This window comes from uncultured Aquimarina sp. (genome assembly GCF_947500065.1).
Lineage (GTDB): Bacteria > Bacteroidota > Bacteroidia > Flavobacteriales > Flavobacteriaceae > Aquimarina.
In genome coordinates this window covers 1,169,657-1,193,496 of the sequence record NZ_CANMQT010000001.1, presented here as the reverse complement: position 1 = coordinate 1,193,496, position 23,840 = coordinate 1,169,657, and the positions used below count along the sequence as shown (strand labels likewise).

Annotated in this window: 21 protein-coding genes and 1 pseudogene; 17 read left to right on the top strand and 5 right to left on the bottom strand. The window is 34.1% G+C overall.

Translation table 11 applies throughout. The features are described from left to right. The first annotated feature begins 9 nt into the window (after positions 1-9). The 3 genes from Q0975_RS05330 to Q0975_RS05320 all read left to right on the top strand — a co-directional run bounded on the left by Q0975_RS05330 (position 10) and on the right by Q0975_RS05320 (position 2,805). Positions 10-1,005 carry a DNA adenine methylase gene (locus tag Q0975_RS05330; RefSeq protein WP_299434095.1) on the top strand — a complete coding sequence of 332 codons (996 nt, stop codon included), beginning with the start codon at positions 10-12 and terminating at the stop codon, positions 1,003-1,005. A 5-nt stretch (positions 1,006-1,010) separates the two neighbouring features. Continuing rightward, positions 1,011-1,619, top strand: coding sequence for a DUF4254 domain-containing protein (locus tag Q0975_RS05325; protein WP_299434093.1), 609 nt, complete (start codon positions 1,011-1,013; stop codon positions 1,617-1,619). A 112-nt stretch (positions 1,620-1,731) separates the two neighbouring features. Further along, positions 1,732-2,805: a glycosyltransferase family 9 protein gene (locus Q0975_RS05320; protein WP_366888206.1), complete on the top strand. Its 1,074-nt coding sequence runs from the start codon at positions 1,732-1,734 to the stop codon at positions 2,803-2,805. A 66-nt stretch (positions 2,806-2,871) separates the two neighbouring features. Here the strand turns inward: Q0975_RS05320 and Q0975_RS05315 are convergent, their stop codons facing one another. Beyond that, positions 2,872-3,924 carry a ferredoxin--NADP reductase gene (locus tag Q0975_RS05315; protein ID WP_299434091.1) on the bottom strand — a complete coding sequence of 351 codons (1,053 nt, stop codon included), beginning with the start codon at positions 3,922-3,924 and terminating at the stop codon, positions 2,872-2,874. Positions 3,925-4,156: 232 nt separating this feature from the next. On the opposite strand from Q0975_RS05315, the gene Q0975_RS05310 reads away from it, so the two are divergent. The 14 genes and pseudogenes from Q0975_RS05310 to Q0975_RS05245 all read left to right on the top strand — a co-directional run. Continuing rightward, complete coding sequence (locus tag Q0975_RS05310; protein WP_299434089.1) at positions 4,157-5,632, top strand: DUF5687 family protein; 1,476 nt, start codon at positions 4,157-4,159, stop codon at positions 5,630-5,632. A 4-nt stretch (positions 5,633-5,636) separates the two neighbouring features. Beyond that, complete coding sequence (locus Q0975_RS05305) at positions 5,637-6,332, top strand: ABC transporter ATP-binding protein (protein WP_299434087.1); 696 nt, start codon at positions 5,637-5,639, stop codon at positions 6,330-6,332. A 283-nt stretch (positions 6,333-6,615) separates the two neighbouring features. Beyond that, the gene (locus Q0975_RS05300) at positions 6,616-9,240 is read left to right on the top strand and encodes a hypothetical protein (RefSeq protein WP_299434085.1); all 2,625 of its coding nucleotides are present in this window, start codon (positions 6,616-6,618) and stop codon (positions 9,238-9,240) included. 22 nt (positions 9,241-9,262) lie between these two features. Next, complete coding sequence (locus Q0975_RS05295) at positions 9,263-9,688, top strand: polymer-forming cytoskeletal protein (RefSeq protein WP_299434084.1); 426 nt, start codon at positions 9,263-9,265, stop codon at positions 9,686-9,688. Further along, positions 9,654-9,887, top strand: coding sequence for an AtpZ/AtpI family protein (locus tag Q0975_RS05290; protein ID WP_299434081.1), 234 nt, complete (start codon positions 9,654-9,656; stop codon positions 9,885-9,887). Before Q0975_RS05295 ends, Q0975_RS05290 begins: the two co-directional genes overlap by 35 nt. A 91-nt stretch (positions 9,888-9,978) precedes the next feature. Next, positions 9,979-10,356, top strand: a complete 378-nt coding sequence (locus Q0975_RS05285; RefSeq protein WP_299434079.1) for a DUF6168 family protein — start codon at positions 9,979-9,981, stop codon at positions 10,354-10,356. A 122-nt stretch (positions 10,357-10,478) separates the two neighbouring features. Next, positions 10,479-11,555 carry a F0F1 ATP synthase subunit A gene (gene atpB, locus Q0975_RS05280; RefSeq protein ID WP_299434077.1) on the top strand — a complete coding sequence of 359 codons (1,077 nt, stop codon included), beginning with the start codon at positions 10,479-10,481 and terminating at the stop codon, positions 11,553-11,555. 36 nt (positions 11,556-11,591) lie between these two features. Further along, positions 11,592-11,783 (top strand): ATP synthase F0 subunit C, encoded by a 192-nt coding sequence (gene atpE, locus Q0975_RS05275; RefSeq protein WP_211059688.1) that lies wholly within the window; start codon positions 11,592-11,594, stop codon positions 11,781-11,783. Between the two features lie 88 nt (positions 11,784-11,871). Beyond that, positions 11,872-12,372, top strand: a complete 501-nt coding sequence (locus Q0975_RS05270; protein ID WP_299434073.1) for a F0F1 ATP synthase subunit B — start codon at positions 11,872-11,874, stop codon at positions 12,370-12,372. Between the two features lie 12 nt (positions 12,373-12,384). Beyond that, entirely contained in the window at positions 12,385-12,912 is a 528-nt protein-coding gene (atpH, locus tag Q0975_RS05265; RefSeq protein WP_299434071.1) for an ATP synthase F1 subunit delta, read from the top strand. 74 nt (positions 12,913-12,986) lie between these two features. Next, positions 12,987-14,567 (top strand): F0F1 ATP synthase subunit alpha, encoded by a 1,581-nt coding sequence (atpA, locus tag Q0975_RS05260; protein WP_299434069.1) that lies wholly within the window; start codon positions 12,987-12,989, stop codon positions 14,565-14,567. A 127-nt stretch (positions 14,568-14,694) separates the two neighbouring features. Beyond that, positions 14,695-15,555, top strand: a complete 861-nt coding sequence (gene atpG / locus Q0975_RS05255; protein WP_299434067.1) for an ATP synthase F1 subunit gamma — start codon at positions 14,695-14,697, stop codon at positions 15,553-15,555. A gap of 83 nt (positions 15,556-15,638) precedes the next feature. Then, positions 15,639-16,505 carry a hypothetical protein gene (locus Q0975_RS05250; RefSeq protein ID WP_299434065.1) on the top strand — a complete coding sequence of 289 codons (867 nt, stop codon included), beginning with the start codon at positions 15,639-15,641 and terminating at the stop codon, positions 16,503-16,505. A gap of 45 nt (positions 16,506-16,550) precedes the next feature. Then, positions 16,551-16,721: pseudogene (locus Q0975_RS05245) on the top strand (FoF1 ATP synthase subunit gamma); the annotation flags it as partial. 198 nt (positions 16,722-16,919) lie between these two features. On the opposite strand, the gene Q0975_RS05240 reads toward Q0975_RS05245, so the two are convergent. The 4 genes from Q0975_RS05240 to Q0975_RS05225 are packed head-to-tail and all read right to left on the bottom strand — an operon-like array spanning position 16,920 to position 23,824. Then, complete coding sequence (locus Q0975_RS05240) at positions 16,920-17,114, bottom strand: hypothetical protein (RefSeq protein ID WP_299434063.1); 195 nt, start codon at positions 17,112-17,114, stop codon at positions 16,920-16,922. Between the two features lie 37 nt (positions 17,115-17,151). Continuing rightward, entirely contained in the window at positions 17,152-19,374 is a 2,223-nt protein-coding gene (locus tag Q0975_RS05235; RefSeq protein WP_299434061.1) for a YncE family protein, read from the bottom strand. A 27-nt stretch (positions 19,375-19,401) separates the two neighbouring features. Further along, positions 19,402-21,594 (bottom strand): YncE family protein, encoded by a 2,193-nt coding sequence (locus Q0975_RS05230; protein ID WP_299434059.1) that lies wholly within the window; start codon positions 21,592-21,594, stop codon positions 19,402-19,404. Between the two features lie 16 nt (positions 21,595-21,610). Further along, positions 21,611-23,824, bottom strand: coding sequence for a YncE family protein (locus tag Q0975_RS05225; RefSeq protein ID WP_299434057.1), 2,214 nt, complete (start codon positions 23,822-23,824; stop codon positions 21,611-21,613). Positions 23,825-23,840: the final 16 nt, after the last annotated feature.

Sequence of the window (23,840 nt, the reverse complement as noted above, 5' to 3'; positions counted from 1 at the left end):
ACATAGAAAATGAACTATATAGGATCAAAATATAAACTTTCTAATTTTATTAAAACTTCTGTACAAGATACTGTTGGTGACACCTTAAAAAATAAAGTGTTTTGCGATCTTTTTGCGGGAACAGGTATAATTGGTAGAAGTTTTAAGACGTCAGTGAAACAAGTAATAGCTAATGATTTAGAATATTATAGCTATGTATTAAACCGAAATTATATAGGTAACCATAGAATTATTGAAGCCTCAGATTATATTGCTAAACTGAATCAATTAGAAGGAAAAAAAGGGTTCGTTTATAAAAACTACTGTAATGGAGGGGCTTCTGAACGTCAATATTTCAGTAATGATAATGGTCGTAAGATAGATGCGGCAAGAATGCAGATTGAAAACTGGAAAGTATCCGGAGAAATTGATGATAACATCTATTATCTTCTACTAGCATCCTTGTTAGAAAGTGCAGATAAGGTTGCTAATACTGCCGCGGTTTATGCAGCATATCTAAAAAAACTAAAGAAAACAGCTGAGAAACAGTTAGACGTTGTTAGCGCAAGTTTCGAAATAACCGATGGTAATCATAAAGTATTCAATAAAGATAGTAATGCATTGATTAAAGAAATAGAAGGAGATATATTGTATTTAGATCCACCCTATAATGCTAGACAATATGGGGCCAATTATCATATGCTGAATACTATTGCAAAATATGATACCTTTGTACCTGCCGGAAAGACAGGTCTAAGACCTTACGAAAGATCTAATTATTGTAAGAAAGGTGAAGTCGCATTAGTTTTTGAAGAACTAGTCAAAAATGCAAATTTCAAATACATTTTTCTTAGTTATAATAACGAAGGATTGATGAAAGAAGAAGAAATAAGACAGATTATGGAGCGTTATGGAAGGTATGATTTAGTAACTACAGCATATCAAAGATTTAAAGCAGATAAAACAGAAAATAGAAACCATAAAGCGATAGCAACAACAGAATATTTACACATCTTAGAAAAATAAGAACAATGTTTACAGATAAAGCAAATAAGATTTTTAAAGAAGTTATAGACATGTATCACGTGATTGATCGTGTGGATCAAGAGTTTTCGAATCCATATGATAGTAAATCAGAGCGAATAGAACATTTATTATATCGTAAATGCTGGATCGATACAGTGCAATGGCATTATGAAGACATTATTCGTGATCCGGAAATTGATCCTGTAGCAGCTTTAACGTTAAAAAGACAGATTGATGCATCTAACCAAGATCGAACTGATATGGTGGAATATATTGATAGCTACTTTTTAGAAACATATCAAGATGTTACTCCTAAATCGGATGCATCTATTAATACAGAGAGTCCAGCTTGGGGAGTAGATCGGTTATCGATATTAGCGTTGAAAGTATACCACATGCATCAAGAGACTATCAGAGAAGGAGCATCAGACACACATAAAGCCGCTTGTCAAAAAAAATACAATGTATTATTAGAGCAGCAGATTGACCTTTCTACGGCTATAGACACCTTGTTAAAGGATATAGAGAATGGCGATAAATACATGAAGGTATATAAGCAGATGAAGATGTATAATGATGATGAACTTAATCCAGTTTTACGAGGAGAGAAATAATTAGCAACTAGCTATTTTTAAATTGTTAGTAGAGAGTTCCTTTCCCTTATGGAGAAGGTTAAGATGAGGGGATTTCGTTTCAGAAAACATTATTTCAATTCAATCATATTTTTTGAAAAAAACAACAATAATATCACAAAACAAAGCCCTTTCGAAGGGCTTTGACGCTCATATTTTGGTCATTCGGTTATCTGCCATGGGAGATGTAGCTATGACGGTGCCTATATTACGGACTTTTAGAGCTGCTTACCCCAATGTTAAAATAACGGTGCTTACCAGAAAATTCTTTGAGCCTATATTTTCAGGTATTGAAAACCTGGAAGTGTATCATGCAGATGTGGATGGAAAACACAAAGGGATTTTTGGATTATCAAAATTATCTAAAGAATTAAGAAGACTTGGCATAACTGCAGTTGCCGATCTGCACAATGTACTGCGATCAAATATACTTAAGAAGTTTTTCGCGCTGCGAGGAATTAAAGTAGTACAAATTAACAAAGGAAGAGCTGAGAAAAAGGCATTAACACGATCAGTAAATAAGAATTTTAAGCAATTAAAAACAACGCATCAGCGGTACGCTGATGTTTTTACTAGTTTAGGGTATTCTATCGATTTGGAGAAACATGCTTTTCCAGAAAAAACACCATTAACATCAGAGATTCTTAAACTAACGGAGAATTCAACTAAAAAATGGCTTGGTATTGCGCCTTTTGCACAATATGAGAGTAAAGTATATCCATTAGAATTAATGGTTAAGGTGATTGAACAACTTGATCAAGAAGATGCTTATGAAATGTTCCTTTTTGGAGGAGGGAAAAAGGAAAAAGATATTCTCAATAATATTGATAGTAAGTATAAAAATGTGATCAATGTAGCAGGTAAGTTATCTTTTAAAGATGAACTAAAGCTTATAGGAAACCTAGATGCAATGTTATCTATGGATAGTGGTAATGCACATTTGGCAGCAATGTATGGAGTACCAACATTAACGTTATGGGGAGTTACACATCCTTTTGCAGGTTTTATGCCTTTTGGACAACCTATGGAATATGCGATTTTACCAAACTTAGCAAAATACGATCAAATCCCAACTTCAATTTATGGAAATAAAGTGCCAGCTGGATATGAAAAGGTAATGCACACAATTAAACCGGAAACGGTGATTGAAGCTATTAATAAACTGTAAATTTAGTTGAAATTTGTTCCTTCTCCCTCGAGGGAGAAGGTTAGGATGAGGGTGTTTTACACTAATCTAAACATCATCAAAATCCACCTTTATAGTAGATGAGGTAGGATGTGCCTGGCAAGCTAGCACTAAACCTTCAGCAAGCTCTCCATCAGTAAGAATGCTATTTTTTTCCATTACAGCAGTACCTTCGGTAATTTTACAAATACAAGAACTACAAACACCTCCTTGACAGGAATATGGAGCATCAATATCTTCTTCTAATGCAGCATCAAGAATAGTTTTTTTCTGATCCATCACGAAAGAAGTTTCCTCATCATCAACCAATATAGTGACGTTAGTTTTTCCTTCTAAATCAGCATCGATTTCTGTTGCTGAAGTACTACTGGTAAAAAGCTCCAAATGTATTTTGTCTTTTGCGATACCATTTTCCAGCAAGACATTAGTGACTGTATTGATCATTTCTTCAGGACCACAAAGGTAAAAAGCTTCAAAAGTAGTGTCCTTAAATTTATTCTTGGTGATATAGTTGATTGTTGATTTTTCGATTCTTCCAAAACGTGCTCCCTCTTCATCACTTCGACTATAGAAAAATTCTATAAACAATCTATCTGGATACTGTGTTTGCAAAGCAAGAAGCTCATTCAAAAATATAGTTTCAGCAGGAGTTTGATTTCCGTATACTAAAACAAAACGACTATTAGACTCTTCTTCTAGGACAGCTTTGATCATGCTCATCACTGGAGTAATACCGCTTCCTGCAACAAATGCAGCATAGGTGTTTTTAGCATCTTTAGTTGTTTGTAATAAAAAATTTCCTTCAGGTGTATGAACATCTAATGTATCACCAACCTCTAAAGTGTTATTTGCAAGAGTAGAGAAGATTCCATTTTCAATCTCTTTAACAGCCACTCTAAGAGATCCACTATTTGGAGAGGCACAAATAGAGTAGGCTCTTCTTATTTCATTACCTTCTACTTCTGTTTTTATGGTAGTGTATTGTCCAGCGGTAAAAGAATATGCTTCTTTTAATTCTGAAGGAACTTCGAATTCTATAGAAACCGCCTTAGGAGTTTCTCTTGTAATGTTCTTTATAGCAAGTGTATGAAAATCTGACATAGTAATATAATAAATTCTAAGCTGAAGACTTTAATTTTTCAGATTAGATCATTGTAACCCCATTATCTTTTAGGGATCAATTTTTTTGCAAAAATAACAAAGTTAACTGCTTTTGAGAAGATTAAATCATGATAATTGAATACTTAATAAAATTATTTTGTAACAAAATTCAATTTTTGATTACTAGTTAGTATATGAAGTTGTTCTTACTTCTTTAAAAACTACAACAACTATGTTTAAACACTTTATTTCATTACAGTGGAAATCTTTTTGGCGATCTGCTTCTCTTTCATCTGGAATTTGGATGAAAATTTTTATGGGATTTTGGGCAGTGTATTTCATCTTGATGATGATGGGAGGAAGTATTTTTGTGCATAAATATATCAATAAAGATTTATGTCTGGATCCTTTAGAAGTGGTGAGTAGATTTCTTATCTACTGGTGGGCTTTTGACCTTATTTTTAGATATGCATTACAAAAAATGCCAGTGATCAATATAAAACCCTTATTGATTTTACCCTTTAGTAAAAACAAGATTGTTTCTTTTGCCTTGGGAAAAACGATATTGTCATTTTTCAATATTATTCATGGATTCTTTTTTGTGCCATTTTCAGTACTGTTAATTGCTGAGGGAGATGCACCAGTACTTAATGTACTACTATGGAATGTTGGATTAATGGCATTAATATATGCTAATAATTTTTTGAATATCTTATTGAATAATAAAGACAGCCTGATCTATGCAGTTGGTGGTGTCATAGTTGTGCTGGGCGGATTGCATTATTTTGGATATTTTGATGTTACACAGTATACGGCGCCATTTTTCCAGGGATTATATGAATCTCAGTTTTTGTTCTTAGTACCTGTATTGGCTGCAGTAGGGTTATATATCATTGCTTTTAGATCTTTTGTTAAAGATTTGTTTCTGGATGCTGGATTAGCAACTAAATCTAAAAGCGTAAAAACTGAAAATTTAGAATGGTTGGATCGTTTTGGTAAAACAGCGACCTTCCTTAAAAATGATATTAAGCTTATAAAAAGAAACAAAAGAGCTAGGTCTACAGTAATCGTTAGTGCATTGTTTCTGTTTTATGGATTGTTGTTTTTTACAGGAGCGGTAGAAGCATATGAAGGACCCGTTTGGAAAATATTTGCAGGAATTTTTGTTTCAGGTGGTTTTTTGATGAGTTTTGGACAGTTTGTACCAAGCTGGGATAGTTCGTATTACCCATTAATGATGAGTCAGAATATCAAATACAGAGAATATCTATCATCAAAATGGTGGTTGATGGTAATGGCTACATTTATTTCTACGATTTTAGCTTCAGGATATTTATATTTTGGTTGGGAAGCATATCTGGCAGTGATCGTGGGAGCAATTTATAATATGGGAATGAATGCTCATGTGGTATTATGGGCAGGAGCTTATGTAAAAACTCCTATAGATCTTACTAGTAACAAAAAAGCTTTTGGAGACAAACAATCGTTCAACGTAAAAACTTTAATGTTATCGTTACCAAAATTGGCATTACCAATGATTTTATATGCGATAGGACATTACGCATACAGTCCATATGCTGGATACCTGTTAGTTGCTGTTGCTGGGATAGCAGGTTTTGCATTCAGAAATATGGTATTTGATAAAATTGAAAGAATTTATAGAACAGAAAAGTATAAAACGATCTGGGCATACAAACAAAAAAAATAAAACAATGATAGGAGTACATAATATAACGAAAACATATGCAGGTAATACCGTTTTGAGTATAGAGCATTTAGAAATACCAAAAGGAGATAGTTTTGGACTGGTTGGAAATAATGGAGCTGGAAAAACTACATTATTTAGTGCCTTATTGGATTTAATTAGGCCTACTACCGGATATATAGAAAATAGTGGGATTAAAGTAAGTGAAAGCGAAGAATGGAAGGCTATTACATCCGCATTTATTGATGAAACATTCTTGATCGGGTATCTAACTGCAGAGGAGTATTTTTATTTTATAGGAGAGCTTAGAGGTCAGAATAAAGCAGATGTAGATGCATTGCTTGCCGAGTTTGAAGATTTCTTTCACGGAGAAATTTTGGGACAAAAGAAATATTTGAGAGATCTATCTAAAGGAAACCAAAAGAAAGCAGGTATTGTGGCAGCATTAATTGGTAATCCAGAAGTGATTATTCTAGATGAACCTTTTGCAAACCTGGATCCTACAACACAGATTCGTTTAAAAAAAATCATTAAAGATCTGTCTGCAGATCCTAATGTTACGGTGTTAGTTTCTAGCCATGATTTAATGCATGTTACCGAAGTATGTCAACGTATTGTAGTATTAGATAAAGGAGAAGTAGTTAAAGATCTGTCTACATCAGAAGAAACATTAAAAGAATTAGAAGAGCATTTTAACAAATAATATATTTTCAAAAATAGTTAGGGAGTTAAAAAGTATTGGTTTGATTAAATCAATACTTTTTTTGTTTGAAATAGTTAGGTTTTAACAGAATAAAAGCAATACAGGGCTATTGTTAATAACTCAAAAAAAGACAACAGAAGTCATTTGCCTAAGGAGAAAAAGTTGTTAATAACCCTTTTTTTACAGAAAGAAATGTATTTTTACGTTTCACACATTATTTTTGTGCCTCTCTGATGCACTAAAACGCAAGTTTTTAAGTTATCAGCGTATAAATTATTCAGATTTGAGCAGAAATTTATCACAGATCATCGTTATACTTCTCCTAATAGGTATTGGGTTTAGTTGTTCGCGTAAAAAAGACAAATGGACCAATAGAACTTGGCATGATGTAACTACCAAGAACAATACGCTGTATAATGGTAGAGTAGCTTTCGAGAAAGGAAAGCAAGATATCGTGCAGACATATAAAGATAATTTTTGGGAACTACTTCCAGTAGAAAGATTGATTGTAAGTGAAAATGTTAGGTTGCCTAACGAGGTTCTGAATCAAAATTTTGATAAAGCCGAAGAAAAAGCAGCAAAAGCTATCCAGAAGCATAGTATGCTGATTGATGATAGAGAGCGAAACCCTAAAATGGATGAATCATTTTTGCTTTTGGGAAAAGCTAGATATAATGAACAACGTTTTATTCCTGCCTTAGAAGCCTTTAATTATATACTATATAAGTATCCTACCAGTAATAATATTAATCACGCAAAGGTTTGGAGAGCAAAAGCAAATCTTCGTTTGGATAATAACGAAAAGGCGATAGAGGATCTTATGAAGATGGTCGAAGAGGAATATATGGAAGCCCAGGATTACTCGGATGCTGTGGCTATGATTGCTCAAGCCTATATTAACCTGGAACAGAGAGATTCTGCCGTTACCTACATCAATAAAGCAGCGATTCATTCTAAGAATTATGAAGAAAAAGGTAGATATCTATATGTCAAAGGTCAATTGCTCAATCAATTAGGCTATAAGGATAGTGCTAATTATGCTTTTGATCAGGTTATTGAACTTAATAGAAAAACACCAAGACGGTATATGCTTAATGCCTATATGGCAAAAGCAAGAAACTTTAATTATGATACCGGAAATAAACAAGAGTTTCTCGAGCTTTTAACGGATCTAGAAGAAAATCGCGAAAACAGGCCTTTCTTAGATAAAATCTATAATCAAAAAGCAGTGTACTTTAATACACTCGATTCTATTGATTTAGCAGTGATGCATTATAACAAATCATTACGCACCAATTCTGATGATAAACATTTGGAATCACTGAACTATAAAGCATTAGGGGATATCAATTTTGATGATAAGGAGTATGCGATAGCTGGAGCGTATTATGACAGCACTTTGGAACGTATGATTGTGGATTCAAAGAAATATAGAGTGCTGAAAAAGAAGAGAGTAAACCTTGATGATGTGATTTTGTATGAAGGGATTGCGCAGACTAATGATAGTATTCTTAGTGCAGTATCTATGTCACCAGAAGAACGATTAGCATATTATTCTGAATACACTGAAAAAATTAAAGCCGAAGCTATTGCAGCTGAAGAGGCAGCAGAAATTGCAAGAATAAAAGGGGAACTTCCTAATGAACAACGATTTAATCAACCAAAGACTGGCTTAGGAAATAGTAGTGGTCCAAATCCAGGCGAAGGTGGAACGTTTTATTTCTACAACCCCACTACGGTAGCGTATGGCAAAACTACTTTTAAGAGGACTTTCGGTAATCGGGAATTGCAGGATAATTGGAGGATTTCTAGTATAACAAACCCAAGTGCTGTATCTAGTGAAGATCAAAGCGAAATAGAAGAGTATTCTATTGATGCAGATCCTACGTTTGACCCGCAAACATATATTACTCAACTACCAACGGATAAAGTGGTTTTGGATAGTTTGCAAACAGATAGAAATTTTGCCTATTATCAATTAGGTGTTATCTATAAAGAGAAGTTTCAGGAATATGGATTAGCTACGGATAAGTTCGAAGAGCTCTTAAAAAGTGATCCGGAAGAACGTTTAATCGTTCCTTCTAAATATAATTTATACAAAATATATCAATTACAAGGAGATATAACAAAATCCAATGAGCTTAAGCAGGATATCATCAATACTCATGGAGATTCTCGTTATGCTAAAATCCTTCAGAATCCTGACGAAGCATTAAAAAATGACCAAAACAGTCCAGAATCTATGTACAATAGATTGTATAGAGATTTTAAGAACCAGAAATATGCTTCGGTGATTAAAGAAAGTGATGAGTTGATCACTAAATTTGGAGGAGAGGATTTTGTTCCTAAATTCGAATTGCTAAAAGCTCAGGCAACAGGTCGTTATAAAGGATTTGAAGCATATAAAGAAGCCTTAAATTATGTTTCACTGAACTATCCTCAAAGTCCTGAAGGTAAAAAGGCACAACTAATTTATCAAACGACTATTCCTCAGATTCAAAATAGTGATTTTGTGGAAGGTATTGATCAGAAAAAAAACCAGAAGCTAGTATATGCGTATTCTAGATTTGGAGATAATCAGGCACAGGAGTTAAAGGAACGATTAGAGGCTATTTTAAAAGACCTTCGATATGACAAAATGAAGGTGTCCTTGGATATTTATAATAAAGACCAACAGTTCGTGGTAATCCATACTAAAAGAGATAAATTAGGCGCAGAAGGTTTGGCAGAGCTTTTAATTATTGGTAAAATAGAGGATACTCGAGGAGTGGATCTTACAAAATGGAATCGAAAAAAGAAATATTATCAAAAGGTAGACAAAGAATACTTTATTGTAGCGTCTCCTAATTATAGAATCATCCAGATACATAAGAATCTGGACACCTATTTAAAACCTAAATCAGAATAATAATTTTAATCCCCCCAGTAGTATGTTTTCAGACAATAAAAAAGGAAAGGATCAAGCTTTAACGGATTTTTCCAGAAACCAGAACAAAATTTCAGAAGGAACTAAAATTGTAGGAGACGTTGTTTCCGAAGGAGGTTTTAGAATAGAAGGAACCATAGAGGGAACTTTTAAAACTACAGGAAAAGTAGTGGTTGGAAAATCAGGTTTTATTCAAGGGACATTAGAGTGCTCTGATGCTGATTTCGAAGGAAAGTTTTCTGGTAATCTTGTAATATCCGGGACATTATCATTAAAACCAACAGCGCATATTGAAGGAGAAGTTTCTGTAGGGAAATTAGCAGTTGAGCCAGGAGCAACCTTTAATGCATCTTGTGTTATGAAAGGTGGCGTTAAATCTCTTGGAGGCAAGCAAGATGGACAAAAACAAGGACAAGGGAAATCAGCTTAGGAAGTATTTAGCCTTAACAGGAATTGCCTTTGAAATGGGAGCAATCATTTTTGCCTGTGCCTACATAGGGAAAAAATTGGATGCCTATTACCAATTTGAGAAAAACTGGTGTACTATGGGGTTTGTTCTTTTTGGAGTTGCGTCTTCGTTATATCTAGTTATTAAACAATTAGATAGAATTAATAATTCTAAGAAATAAGTTGTTTGCTTATTTTTATTAAATGTTCAAAACAGTTTTCTTTTAATAACATTAAATGGCACAGTTTTTATGATTCAAATTAGTGGACCAAATGAGTAAGAATTTACTTCGGTTTTTTGTAATCTTTCTTATTTTCTTGACAGGAAGTTACTTTGTGCATACTTGGTTGGCGCGTTTTTTTTCTCTTAATAGTGATGCATTTATTCTTAAGGTATCCTATATCTTTAATAGCATATATGCTGTTTGTCTAATCATTACAATTTTTATGCTTCGTAAGAAGTTCAAGGATCAAATTGGCTTTATTTTTTTGGCTGGTAGTTTTGTTAAATTAGGTGTTTTTGTTGCTATTACTAAGCTAAGCAGTATTGAAGTAGATAAAAGTGTTTTTCTGGATTTTTTTACTCCCTATGTAATTAGTTTGGTCTTAGAGGTATACTATGTGTCTAAAATCCTTAATGAGTCTAAATAGTTGATTTACAGTAATTTATTTATTTCAAAATTATATTAAACTTATTTGCGTAAAATAGTTTAAGAATCTAACATAATTATGTACATTTGCACCGAAATTTAGGAACCGAAATCTGACCTAGAATGCAAAAAATTAGTGTAGTTAGAATTTTTATGACTTTGGCTTTGATTCTCACTTCTTTGAATCTTGTAGCAAAGGATGCTGAGAATGTAGAAAAAGAAGGAAAAGATGGTTTAAAGACTGAAATTAAAGAGTTTATTGATCATCACCTTCTGGATTCACACGATTTTACATTGTTTTCCGATAAAGAAACGGGAAAACATTTTGGGTTTCCGTTACCAGTTATTTTATGGGATGGAGGTTTGAAAGTTTTTTCTTCTTCTAAGTTTCATCATGGAGAAACAGTAGCAGAGGTAGACGGAGAGTACTACAAATTATATCACTCGAAAATTTACAAAACAGATGCAGAAGGTACTATCGAGTACGATGATGAGCATCATGCTATCAATGCAAAACCTTTAGATTTTTCAATAACGAAAAATGTAGTAAGTATATTTTTAATAGGATTACTAATGTTTTTTATGTTTAGAGGACTTGCAAAATCTTACAAGAAAAATAATGGAATACCTACTGGTGCTGGACGTTTCTTAGAACCGTTAGTGCTTTTTGTTAGGGATGAAATTGCAATTCCTAATATCGGAGAGAACAAGTATAGGAGATATATGAGTTTCCTACTTACTGTATTTTTCTTCATTTGGTTTTTGAATCTTTTAGGGATGACTCCTCTGGCAGTAAATGTTACAGGAAATATTGCGGTTACTTTTGCTTTGGCATTAATAACTTTTTTAATTACCAATTTTACAGCTAACAAAAACTATTGGGGTCACATATTTTGGATGCCAGGTGTACCTACATTTATGAAGATTGTTTTAGCACCGATAGAATTATTAGGTGTTTTTATTAAGCCATTTTCATTAATGATTCGTTTATATGCTAATATGACTGCTGGTCATGTAGTATTAATGAGTATTGTTGGATTGATGTTTATTTTCAAAAGCTGGATTGGTAGCCCATTATCATTTGGTTTGGCATTTGCACTATCAATATTAGAATTGTTGGTAGCGGCATTACAAGCATATATATTTACGATGTTGGCTGCGTTATACTTTGGTATGGCGAATGAAGAGGCACATCATTAAAATTTAATTTGAAGTTTAATTTTTAATTATATAATCATGGAAATCCCAAGAATTATTGGAGCAGGTTTAATTGTAATAGGTGCTGGAGTTGGTATCGGTAGAATTGGTGGTCAGGCAATGGATGCTATTGCACGTCAGCCAGAAGCTTCTGGTAAGATCCAAACGGCAATGCTTATTGCTGCCGCTCTTATTGAAGGTATTGGATTTGCTGCGTTATTCGCATCTTAATCATTCAATTACAAACAACAGCTGTAACGGTTGGTTATAGCTGTTGTTATTAGATTGTTAAAAATTAAAGAAAATAACATAATTAATTATGGATAAGTTAATAAATGATTTTTCATTCGGTCTGTTTTTCTGGCAGATACTTTTGTTTGTAGGATTACTATTGTTATTAAGAAAATTTGCTTGGAAGCCTATTCTGGACTCTGTTAATAATCGTGAAGAAGGAATCAAAAATGCATTAGAGTCGGCTGAGGCTGCTAGAAAAGAAATGCAAAACCTTCAAGCTGATAATGAACGTATTCTTAATGAAGCACGTGCTGAAAGAGATGGAATGTTGAAAGAAGCAAGACAGCTTAAAGAGAATATGATATCTGAGGCTAAAGCGGAAGCTCAAACAGAAGCGGATAAGATTGTTGCTCAAGCACAAGCTACTATCGAAAATGAAAAGAAAGCTGCCATTGCAGATCTTAAGAGTCAAGTAGCAGGACTTTCTGTAGATATCGCAGAAAAAGTAGTAAGACAAGAATTAGCTGACAAAGACAAACAACTAGCGTTGGTAGAGTCTATGTTAGGAGATGTTACTTTAAACTAATCATAAGATAAGATGAGTAGAGCAGCAATACGTTATGCTAAGGCAGTTTTGAGTTTAGCTCAAGATAAAAAAACTACTGAAGATGTTCAGAAAGATATGCAAAGTATTATCGCTACTGTAGAAAATAGTGCTGAGCTCAAAATGGTGTTAAATAGCCCTTTGGTCAAGAGTGAAGTGAAACTTGCTTCTTTAAAAGAAATCTTTAAAGATACTGGAGATCTGACACAAAAGCTTTTTGATACATTGATTACAAATAAAAGAGTAGATTTATTAGCTGATGTTGCTAATAAGTATATTGTTTTGTTTGATGAATTAAATAATACTCAGGTAGCAACAGTTACTACTGCAGTTCCTATCGACAAGGCGTTAAGTACAAAGGTGCTGGCTAAAGTGAAGGAATTAACAGGGAACGAAGCTACCATAGAAAATGTTATCGATGAGAGTATCATTGGTGGATTTATTCTAAGAGTAGGAGATTTGCAGTATAATGCAAGTATAGCTAATAAGCTAACAAGTTTAAAAAGAGAATTGAGTAATTAATAAATTACTTCAATAATATAAATTTAATAATAAGAGAATGGGTGTTAATACTCATTTTTGTAAACTATTATAAAATGGCAGAGGTGAATCCTGCTGAAGTATCAGCAATATTAAAACAACAATTATCTGGGTTTGAAGCTACGGCTTCACTAGAAGAAGTAGGTACGGTATTACAGGTTGGTGATGGTATCGCCAGAGTATACGGATTGTCTAACGTTCAGTATGGAGAATTAGTAGAATTCGAATCTGGATTAGAAGGAATCGTACTGAATCTTGAAGAAGATAATGTTGGGGTAGTACTTTTAGGTTCTTCAACAGAAGTAAAAGAAGGTGTAACAGTAAAACGTACACAAAGAATTGCTTCTATCAATGTTGGAGAAGGAATTGTAGGTCGTGTAGTGGATACCTTAGGGGCTCCTATCGATGGTAAAGGTGCGATCGAAGGTGAAACTTTCGAAATGCCATTAGAGCGTAAAGCTCCTGGTGTAGTTTTCCGTCAACCGGTAACTGAACCATTACAGACAGGAATTAAATCTATCGATGCGATGGTGCCAATCGGTAGAGGGCAACGTGAGTTGGTTATTGGTGACCGTCAGACTGGTAAAACAACAGTGTGTATTGATACGATCCTTAATCAAAAGGAATTTTATGATGCAGGTGAACCAGTATATTGTATATATGTGGCTATCGGTCAGAAAGCGTCAACCGTTGCATTGATTGCTAAAGTATTAGAAGAAAAAGGTGCATTGGCATATACAACTATTGTTGCAGCTAATGCTTCTGATCCTGCTCCAATGCAAGTATATGCACCATTTGCGGGGGCTGCGATTGGTGAATATTTCCGTGATACAGGTCGTCCAGCTTTGATTATTTATGATGATTTATCTAAGCAAGCGGTAGCATATCGTGAAGTATCTTTATTGTTACGTCGTCCACCAGGACGTGAGGCGTATCCTGGTGATGTATTTTATCTTCACTCTAGATTATTAGAGCGTGCTGCAAAAGTAATTGCAGATGATAATATTGCAAAGGATATGAACGACCTTCCTGATTCTTTAAAAGATAAAGTAAAAGGTGGTGGATCATTAACTGCTTTACCAATTATTGAAACACAAGCAGGTGATGTATCTGCATATATCCCAACCAATGTAATTTCGATTACTGATGGTCAGATATTCTTAACTTCAGATTTATTTAACTCTGGTGTTCGTCCGGCAATTAACGTAGGTATCTCTGTATCACGTGTAGGTGGATCAGCTCAGATTAAATCAATGAAAAAAGTTGCAGGTACGCTAAAACTAGATCAAGCACAGTTCCGTGAATTAGAAGCATTTGCTAAGTTCGGTTCTGACCTAGATGCAGCAACATTAAACGTGATCGAAAAAGGTAAGCGTAACGTAGAGATCTTAAAGCAAGCGCAGAATGATCCTTATACTGTAGAGGATCAGATTGCGATTATCTATGCAGGATCTAAGAATTTACTAAGAGACGTTCCTGTAAATAAGATAAAAGAATTCGAAAGTGACTTTATTGAATATCTTAACGCAAAGCATAGAGATACATTAGACACTTTGAAAGCTGGAAAATTAACAGATGAAGTAACTGATGTGTTACTTTCAGCTTGTAAAGAGATTTCAGCAAAATATAAAAATTAGTATTGAGTAAAGAATAATGAAATATTAGATATTTCATTATTCTTTACTTTATAAAGTTTAATATTATAAAGGTGTTGATTGGCAAAGTACTTTTTACTAACTAATCAATACTCAATAGTAAGAAACAATGGCAAATTTAAAAGAATTACGTAGTAGAATTACCTCTGTATCTTCAACGATGCAAATTACCAGTGCCATGAAAATGGTGTCGGCTGCAAAGTTGAATAAAGCGCAGATGGCTATTACTGCTATGCGTCCTTACGCAGATAAACTTACCGAATTGTTACAGAGTTTAAGTGCTTCACTTGAAGGAGATAGTGCAAGTTCTTATTCTGAACAACGTGAGGTAAACAAGGTTTTGGTTGTAGCAATTGCTTCTAATCGTGGTTTAGCAGGTGCGTTTAATTCTAACATTATCAAAGGTTCAAGAGAGTTATACGAGAATGTGTATGTAGGAAAACAGGTTGACTTTGTTACCATTGGTAAAAAAGTAAATGATATTATTTCTAAAACACACACTGTTGTTGCTAATAAAAGTGAAGTGTTTGATGATCTTACATTTGCTAACGTTGCTGCAATTGCAGAAGAACTAATGGAATATTTTACGAATGGTTCTTATGATAAAGTAGTTGTTGTGTATAATAAGTTTAAGAATGCTGCAACTCAAATAGTAACGACAGAGCAGTTTTTACCTATTAAGCCAGTAGAAGGTGAAAATACTGTTAACTTAGACTATATTTTCGAACCGTCTAAAGAAGAGATTGTAGAGCAATTGATTCCTAAGTCGCTTAAAACACAATTGTATAAAGCAATTCGTGATTCTTTTGCTTCTGAGCACGGAGCACGTATGACTGCGATGCATAAAGCAACCGATAATGCTACGGAATTAAGAGATTCTTTAAAACTACAGTATAATAAAGCAAGACAAGCTTCTATTACCAATGAGATCTTGGAGATCGTTGGTGGTGCAGAAGCATTGAATAGTTAAGAAATTAATTTGAAATATAAAAAGGTCTTGTAATCACTTACAAGACCTTTTTATATTAAAAGAGATTTAAATAATTTTGTGTTATGAAAAATGGTTTAATGTTAGTTTGTGTATACTTAATAAGTAATTCTTTATTTGCTCAAGTATCTACTTGGAATTTCGAAAAAGAAGAATATGAAGATCTTAAAAACAGAACTACTCTTTTTGTTCTTGATATTTATGAAAAGGATTCTTTAGAGAAAGCAATTTCAGAAGTTTGGACTTTTAATGATTTTAAGGTAATATCTACTGAGGAATATAAGGATTATGACAGAAATACTAAGTATGCTTTATTTTCATTAGGCTCTAGCAGTAGTACTTTAAATTCAAATTCTTCCGTAAGCAATGCTGGGGACGCTAATAATTGGTTTTCTAGTAGCACATTTACAAGGAACTATTACAAGCTAAAATATCATATCAAAGACGGCAAAAAGAAAACTAAAAATATTGCTAAGGTATATCTTAGCCTTAATTATGGTCTTGGTTATCTTAAAAATCAATTGACAGAGGTTAATAGGTTACTTTTAAAAAATGAGAAACATGGATTTTATGGCAAATATGAGAACCTGGAAAAACTAGCGGATTTAAAGGAGAAAATTCTTTATGTTCCTGAAGAAATAAAAATGAGATTACATCCAAGAAAATTAAAGCTTGTTGATAGAAAAGATGCTGACAAGCTTTTTGATGGTTATTCTTGGAAATATCAATATATTGATAGAAAGAGTTTACAGAGTAAAATATTAAATGCTAAAGAGACCTTTTATTATCTAATGTCTACTAGTGCAGCTAAAGAAAAGTTTGTAGAAGTTATAGACGGATATACAGGTGAGATAATATATCACGATTATAATGCTATGTCTGTTGATCTGGTGTCGAAAAACGTAGAACACCTAAATTCAAAAATCAAGTAATGTTTTTTTTAAAAAAGATATAAAGAATAGAGTATAGGGGCAATTGATTCTTTTGCGTCTGAGCATGGAGCTCGTATGACTGCGATGCATAAAGCAACAGATAATGTTACGGAATTAAGAGATTCTTTAAAACTACAGTGTAATAAAGCAAGACAAGCTTCTATTACTAATGAGATCTTCGAGATCGTTGGTGGTGCGGAGGCATTGAATGATTAAGAATTCCTAGAATTTTATATGTAACCTCATACATGTTGATGTAGCTAGAAATTGTCCTGTAACCTGCGAAGCATCTAGATCCCAAAAAGATTCTTTTGAACTAGGCAGAATTGCTGTAAGAGCTCCAATAGTAGTTAAATTAGTAGCATCTGAACCTGAAGCTACAGGAAGTTGAATGGCAATTGCCTTTATTTCTTGCTAAACATCGGTACTTGTATTTTGAAGATCGATACGAAGATCTAAAAGACTATGTTGTCTAGGAGTTGTTGTAATATAAACAGATGAATGATTTACAGATACTGCAAAATTTTCTCCTTTGGAAGTTCTGAGTTTAATTTTCTGCTTTGAGGTAACGGCAGGCAGTATACGAGGGCGATTTAGTATACTCTTCATGGTTTTATTTTTAAAGGTTTTCAAATAATTTTATATACTATTCAATTACTTCAGTAAAATCAGGATAGAATACTGACAAGCAAAATGGAGTATCTTCATTATCTCGGACACCTAAAATGTAGATACATCCACTGTTAGAGACAGTAAGAGTATATAGAGGTAGTGTTAAAAGAGGAGATTCGTCTGTTTGCTTTAGTGTTTGTGCATTCAATATGGTTATTGTACTATCAAAACTATTTGCTACAAAAATAAAACGTCCATCAGCTGACAAAGCAATCGATTTTGGTTGACTACCTACTTCAATAGGTGATTCAGGTATTTCTAGAAGTGTTTGTGCATTGAATACGCTTAGAGTATCATCATTTTGATTAGCAATATACAATCTGTTACCATCTGGAGAGATAACAATACAAGAAGGATCTAATCCTACTTTTATTGGAGATTCTTCAATAGGTTCTAAAGTTTCTGCATTGAAAATTAAAACGGTATTATCTTTAGAATTTGCAACAAAAACACGACTACTATCATGCGATACAGCAATTGATACAGGTGCTTTTTCTGTTTTCATTGGAGAACCATTAATTGGAGTTAGTGTATTATAATCCAATACGATGACTTTTCCTGCTGTTTGTCTCCCAACGTAAACACGTTTAAAATCAGGAGAAATAGCAATTGCTCCAGCACCATTGTCACCTATATAAAAAGGTGATCCTTCAATTTGTTTGAATGTTTTTGAATCTAGAATTGCAAGTCCGTTGTCTTCAGTAGTTGTTATAAAAACACGATTGTCTTTCTCAGATACGATAACACAATTTTGCCTTGCGTCTAAATCCACAGGTGATTTAGGAACTGGTTCTAGTGTTTTTGAATCTAAAACAAAAAAGTTTTCATTTGAATTATTTGCCATGTAGATTGTTTCAGAATCTGGAGAAATAGCGACGGATTGACAAACCCCTTCAATTCCTATAGGTGAACGTGTATCTTCCTGTAGGCGGTCATACGTGTTTTCAAATGTTTTACTGACAGTATCACCTGCATCATTTTTTGCAATAAGTGTATAATGAGTTTGAAGAGTATACGCTGGGTAGAGTTCAATTTCCCCACTGGCATATAGAAGATTGGGAATAGGTTTCAGGCTTATTTGGGAAGCGTTTTCAGTTTCCCATGAAGCCATTAGTTTGTTCTTTTTCCAATAGATAGAAAATTGGGTAATTAGAGGCAAAGGTTCTGTAACTCCGACAGACAAAGATTCTAGCTTAGATTCGTTTTGATCAGCATCATAAGCTCGGAGTGAAAAAGTCGTGTCCTTCGTTATTGGACCAATGCTAATTGGAGTATCTGTAGTTGTTGGAAGTTCAGGGGGGATCTCTACATTTGTTGTAGCTTCAAGCACTACACTCGTTGTATAATCATTGGTTTCCCAATACAAAGAGATATTTTCACCATAATTTACAGGGCCTGTTCCATTCCTTCCAAAATCAAGTACTTCAGGTTCTTTTAAGCTTATGCGTATTTGACTACTTAATAAAACTCCCTTTCCATATGCCCAAAGCGTATAGGTAGTGTCTTGATTGGGTTTCACCTTTAAACTGTCATTTGCATCTAATGGATGTTTTGGGTTGTCATATCCAGGTGAAATTAAACAATAATCAATCTGGGTGGTTTTCCATTGCAGTGTTGAGCTTGTACCTGGTGAAATTTCCGAAGGTTGCCCAATAAATTGCGTGATTTCAGCTTTGGCTATCTGTTTGGTAACTGTTGTAGATAAGTTGGTAATTATACCGTTTGTATCTTTTATTTTTATAGAAATAGTAGCAACACCTGTAGTCGTGTTTAACTTGATGTTATCTAAATAGAAGACAGCACTTTGTCCTGGTAACAAGGTATTAGAAATACTAGCGTTTGGAGTTGCTAGAAATTCCCCAGGAATGGTTCCAAAATTTAAATTCCAAAGACTTCCTTCTGTACTGGGTTCAATTTCTGGGAGAGCTCCAATGTCGGTTAAATTACTAGCTTCTGAGCCTGTATCTATAGGAAGTTGAATTTCGATTATCTTGATTTCTAAAGACTCATTCGTACTTGTATTTTCAATAGTGATACTCAAATCTAAAATACTACTTTGTCCAGGTGTTGTAGTAATAGATGCAGTTGAAGGAGTTGCAAATGTTGCTAAATCTTCAACCTGCATAAAATTATTTTGAGTGCTCTGTGCCGATGAAACAGCAGTTTGCATACGTGGACGATTGAGTGCTTTTTTCATGTTTTTACTTTAGAGTTTTAAAATACTTTATTCTACCACTTCTGTGTAATCTGATAAGAATACCGAGACACCAGATGAAGAACTTGATACATAGACAATTCCGTTTTTGGAAATTGCAACATCAGTTGGGTTTACTATTGAAATAGGAGATGCCATTGTAGGCTTGAGTGTTTGTGCATTTAAAATTGTTACTGTACCTCCAATAGAATGTCCAATAAAAATAAACTGACTATCTGGCGACAAAGCAATGGACGTTGGTCGATTTCCTACCGCAATCGGGGATTCTGGGGTTTTTTGAAATGTTTGCGTATTTATGATGGTTAAAGTTCCTTCGTTAGAATTGATAATATACAACCTGTTACCATCAGGAGAAATTGTCATAGAAAAGCCAAATCCCGCTAATGGTATAGGAGATTGAGGAATGGGAAGTAAAGTTTCAGCATTGAAAATAGATAGAGAACCTGCACCAACGACAAAAATACGAGTACTATCAGAAGATAGAACAATAGCCCCGGTACTTATTTTCATTGGAGATCCTTTTACTGGAAGTAATGTTTCATAATCTAATATGGTGAATACTCCTGGATCCGTATTTCCAGTATAAATACGTTTAAAATCAGGAGAAATAGTGACGATTCCCGTAAAAGTTCCTCCAATAGCAACAGGTGAACCGGCAATTTGTTTTAGTGTTGTTGGATCTAAAACTTTCAATCCATTAACTCCATTAGTTGCTGCAAAGATGCGATTGTCTTTATCGGATACGACAACAGATCGTTGAGCATTTCCTATATCTACAGGTGAATTTGGAACTTGCGTTAATGTTTCTGCATCTAAAATATAAAAAGAATTATTTGCAGAATTTGCTACGTAAATCGTTTCATTATTAGTAGAAGTTGCAATGGATACAGCACTTGCTCCAGGTAAACTTACAGGAGAATTCGGATGTTGTCGCAAGTTATCATATGTATTTGCAACTATTTTAGTCACGGTATCACCAGAATCATTTTTCGCAACTAATGTATAGCTATATTGAAGTGGATAGGTTGGATAGACTGAAATTGTACCATTTGGATTTAGAGGAGTTGGAATGGGGTCGAGAAGTACTTGGGTAGCATTTTTTGTTTCCCAAGTTGCCATGAGTTGACTTCCTTTCCAAAAAACTGAAAAGCTGGTAATTATAGGCAAAGGATCTGTAACTTCAACAGCTACAGGGACCGATACAGATTGGTTTTTATGAGCATCGTAGGCTGTAAGTGTAAAAATAGTATTCTTCGTCAAAGGACCTATGCTAACGGTACCGTTTGTAGGGAGTTTCGCGGGAATCGTATCTATTGTTGGTATTGCCACAAGCGCAACACTTGTTGTATATGTATTGGTTTCCCAATGTAAATTTACATTCTCACCATATTTTATAGGGCCATTTTCAGTTTTTCCAAAATTGATGATTCCTGGTTTCTTTACAGTTACACCTGCTTGACTGCTTAGTAAAATCCCCGTTGCGTATGCTAAAAGTGTATAGAGCGTGGTTTCTTTAGGTTGTACGTTTAAGTTTCCATTCGCTTTTAAAGGATTTTTGGGGTCATTGTTTATTGGTGAAATCAAACAATAATCAATTTGATTGGTTTTCCATTGCAAAGAAGAAGTGCCATTGGGTAAAATATCCGAAGGTTGCGCGTCAAATTGTGTAATTGCTGCTGTGGCTTTTTCTTTTGTAACCGTTGTAGACAAGTCAGTAATTGTATCACTTGCATCCTTTATTTTTATATCGATAGTGGCAATACCTACGGTTGTATTTAATTCAATATTGTCTAAATTAAAAATTGCACTTTGATTTGGAGCTAAAGTATTTGAAACACCCGTTTTTGGAGTTGCGAGAAACTGTCCAGAAACGGATCCAGCACTTAGATCCCAGATAGAGTCTTTTGCACTAGGTACAATTGCCGCAAGAGCTCCAATAGAAGTTAAATTGGTAGCCTCTGAACCTGAAGTTACAGGAAGTTGAATGGCAATAGCTTTTATTTCTATAGGAGCATTCGTACTTGTATTTTGAATGGTGATACTCAAATCTAAAATACTTTTTTGCCCAGGAATTGTAGTAATAGAAGCCGTTGAAGGAGTTGCAAATGCTGCTATATTTCCAACTTGCATAAAATTACTTTGAGTGCTCTGTTCTGATGAAACAGCAGCTTGCATACGTGGGCGATTAAGTGTTTTTATCATTTTAATAGTTTCTATATTATTCGGCTACTTCAGTAAAATTGGGCATTAATATGGATAAACCATCCTCAAAACATGAGACATAGATAATTCCACTATTAGAAATCGCAAAACCATAGGGTTGTTTAATTGAAATAGGAGACCCTTTTGTAGGTTTTAATGTTTGTGCGTTTAAAATTGTAACGGCATTATCACCTCCTACATTTCCAATAAAAATACAACTCCCATCAACTGAAAAATCAATAGCTGTTGGATATTTACCTACCTTAATAGGTGATTCAGGGGTTTCTTGGAGTGTTTGTGCATTTAATATGGTTAGTGTGCTATCTCCCTTGTTAGTAATATACAACTTAGCTCCATCTGGAGAAATTCTTACACAGCTAGGAGCTTTTCCAACTTTTATTGGAGACTCTGCAATGGGCAATAAGGTTTCTGTATTGAAAACAGATAGTGTATTCTCACCAGAATTTGTGACAAAAATTCGAGTATTATCCTTAGATACAGCAATAGATTCTGGATATATTCCTGTTTTCATTGGAGAACCTTCTATTTGTTGAAGTGTTGTATAATCAAATACTCTGACTGTACTACGGTCTTCACTTGTAATGTAAATACGTTTGAAATCAGGAGAAATAACTATGCCTCCATTGCAAAGGTAATCATCAAAAGAAAAAGGAGATCCCTCTATTTGTTGGAGTGTTTCCGAATCTAAAATTATAAGTCCAGTATCTCTTCCTGATTGAGTTATTATGTAAATACGATTGTCCTTCTTAGATACGATTGTCTTCTTTTGATTCACTTCAAAGTTGATTGGTGAATTTGGAACAGCTTGTAAGGTTTTCGAATCCAAAATAGAAAAGAGATATCCAGCTTCTTGCGTAAAATAGATTGTTTTAGAATCAGAAGATATGGCTACAGATCTAGGATTTCCTTCTGTTTTTATAGGTGAACGTGTATCTTTTTGTAAACTATCATAGGTAGCTTTCCATGTTTTGGTAACTTCTTTACCAGAATCATTTTTTGCAATTAATGTATAACTACTCTGAAGTGGGTACTCTGGATAAACTGAAATTGTTCCAGTAGGAAGAAAGTAATTGGGAATGGGTTGAAGACTCACTTGCGTTGCATTTTCCGTTTTCCATTTAGCTATTAATTTGTTGTCTTCCCAGCCCAAAGAAAATTCAGTAATTATAGGCAAGGGATCTATCACTCCAACAGCCAAAGTTACTGGTGTTGATTCATTTTTAGTAGCATCATACGCTGTGAGCGTAAAAGTTGTATTCTTAGTCAAAGGACCTATACTAAGGGTGCCATTTGCAGGAAGTGTAGGGGGAATCGTAGCTACTGCAGGTACAGCAGTTAGTTCTATACTTGTTGTATATCTATTGGTTTCCCAATGTAAATCCGCATTTTGGCCATAGGTTACAGGGCTATTTCCAGTTTTTCCAAAAGCGATTATTTTGGGTTGTTTTACATTTATACCCGTTTGACTCTTCAATAAAACACCAGTTCCATATGCCAAGAGTGTGTATAGAGAGGTTTCTTTAGGTTGTACCTTCAAGTTTCCATTCGCATCTAATGGATGTTTTAGATTGTCAAATCCAGGTGAAATCAAACAATAATCAATCTCATCGGTATTCCATACTAAAGAAGTAGTCGCTCCTGGTAAAATATTTGAATCTTGAGCAACAAACTGTGTAATTCCTGCTTTGGCTATTTCTTTTGTAACGGTTGTAGACAAATCCGTAATGATACCACTTGTGTCTTTTACTTTTATAGAGATTGAAGAGCTGCCAACGGTAGTGTTTAATGCAATAGCATCTAAATAAAAAACAGCAATATCACCAGGAGAAAATGTATTGGAATCGCCTGTTTTTGGAGTTGCTAAGAATTGTCCAGAAATAGCGCCAGGATTTACATTCCAAAGATTTCCTTCTACACTCGATACAATTGCAGAAAGAGCTGCTATTGTCGTTAAATTAGTAGTCTCTGAACCTGTATTTACGGGAAGTTGAATGGCAATAGCTTTTACTTCTATGGGAGTATCCGTACTTGTATTTTGAATAGTTACACTCAAATCTAAAATACTACTCTGTCCAGAAACTTTAGTAATATAGGCAGTTGAAGGCATTGCCGTTGGTGTAAGGTTTTTTCCTTCAACAAAATTAGTTTGACTTTTTAGTTCTAATGGAACCAAAGGAATCATACGAGGACGATTGAGTTTTTTTATCATGTTTTTATTTTAATTT

Bases quoted from the DNA above. Each gene is read 5' to 3' on its own strand.
- Q0975_RS05230 (WP_299434059.1), bottom strand. From the start codon at position 21,594: ATGATAAAAACACTTAATCGCCCACGTATGCAAGCTGCTGTTTCATCA.
- atpA (WP_299434069.1), top strand. From the start codon at position 12,987: ATGGCAGAGGTGAATCCTGCTGAAGTATCAGCAATATTAAAACAACAA.
- atpG (WP_299434067.1), top strand. From the start codon at position 14,695: ATGGCAAATTTAAAAGAATTACGTAGTAGAATTACCTCTGTATCTTCA.
- atpB (WP_299434077.1), top strand. From the start codon at position 10,479: ATGCAAAAAATTAGTGTAGTTAGAATTTTTATGACTTTGGCTTTGATT.
- atpH (WP_299434071.1), top strand. From the start codon at position 12,385: ATGAGTAGAGCAGCAATACGTTATGCTAAGGCAGTTTTGAGTTTAGCT.
- Q0975_RS05285 (WP_299434079.1), top strand. From the start codon at position 9,979: ATGAGTAAGAATTTACTTCGGTTTTTTGTAATCTTTCTTATTTTCTTG.
- Q0975_RS05225 (WP_299434057.1), bottom strand. From the start codon at position 23,824: ATGATAAAAAAACTCAATCGTCCTCGTATGATTCCTTTGGTTCCATTA.
- Q0975_RS05330 (WP_299434095.1), top strand. From the start codon at position 10: ATGAACTATATAGGATCAAAATATAAACTTTCTAATTTTATTAAAACT.
- Q0975_RS05240 (WP_299434063.1), bottom strand. From the start codon at position 17,114: ATGAAGAGTATACTAAATCGCCCTCGTATACTGCCTGCCGTTACCTCA.
- Q0975_RS05250 (WP_299434065.1), top strand. From the start codon at position 15,639: ATGAAAAATGGTTTAATGTTAGTTTGTGTATACTTAATAAGTAATTCT.
- Q0975_RS05310 (WP_299434089.1), top strand. From the start codon at position 4,157: ATGTTTAAACACTTTATTTCATTACAGTGGAAATCTTTTTGGCGATCT.
- Q0975_RS05315 (WP_299434091.1), bottom strand. From the start codon at position 3,924: ATGTCAGATTTTCATACACTTGCTATAAAGAACATTACAAGAGAAACT.
- Q0975_RS05235 (WP_299434061.1), bottom strand. From the start codon at position 19,374: ATGAAAAAAGCACTCAATCGTCCACGTATGCAAACTGCTGTTTCATCG.
- Q0975_RS05305 (WP_299434087.1), top strand. From the start codon at position 5,637: ATGATAGGAGTACATAATATAACGAAAACATATGCAGGTAATACCGTT.
- atpE (WP_211059688.1), top strand. From the start codon at position 11,592: ATGGAAATCCCAAGAATTATTGGAGCAGGTTTAATTGTAATAGGTGCT.
- Q0975_RS05325 (WP_299434093.1), top strand. From the start codon at position 1,011: ATGTTTACAGATAAAGCAAATAAGATTTTTAAAGAAGTTATAGACATG.
- Q0975_RS05295 (WP_299434084.1), top strand. From the start codon at position 9,263: ATGTTTTCAGACAATAAAAAAGGAAAGGATCAAGCTTTAACGGATTTT.
- Q0975_RS05290 (WP_299434081.1), top strand. From the start codon at position 9,654: ATGGACAAAAACAAGGACAAGGGAAATCAGCTTAGGAAGTATTTAGCC.
- Q0975_RS05270 (WP_299434073.1), top strand. From the start codon at position 11,872: ATGGATAAGTTAATAAATGATTTTTCATTCGGTCTGTTTTTCTGGCAG.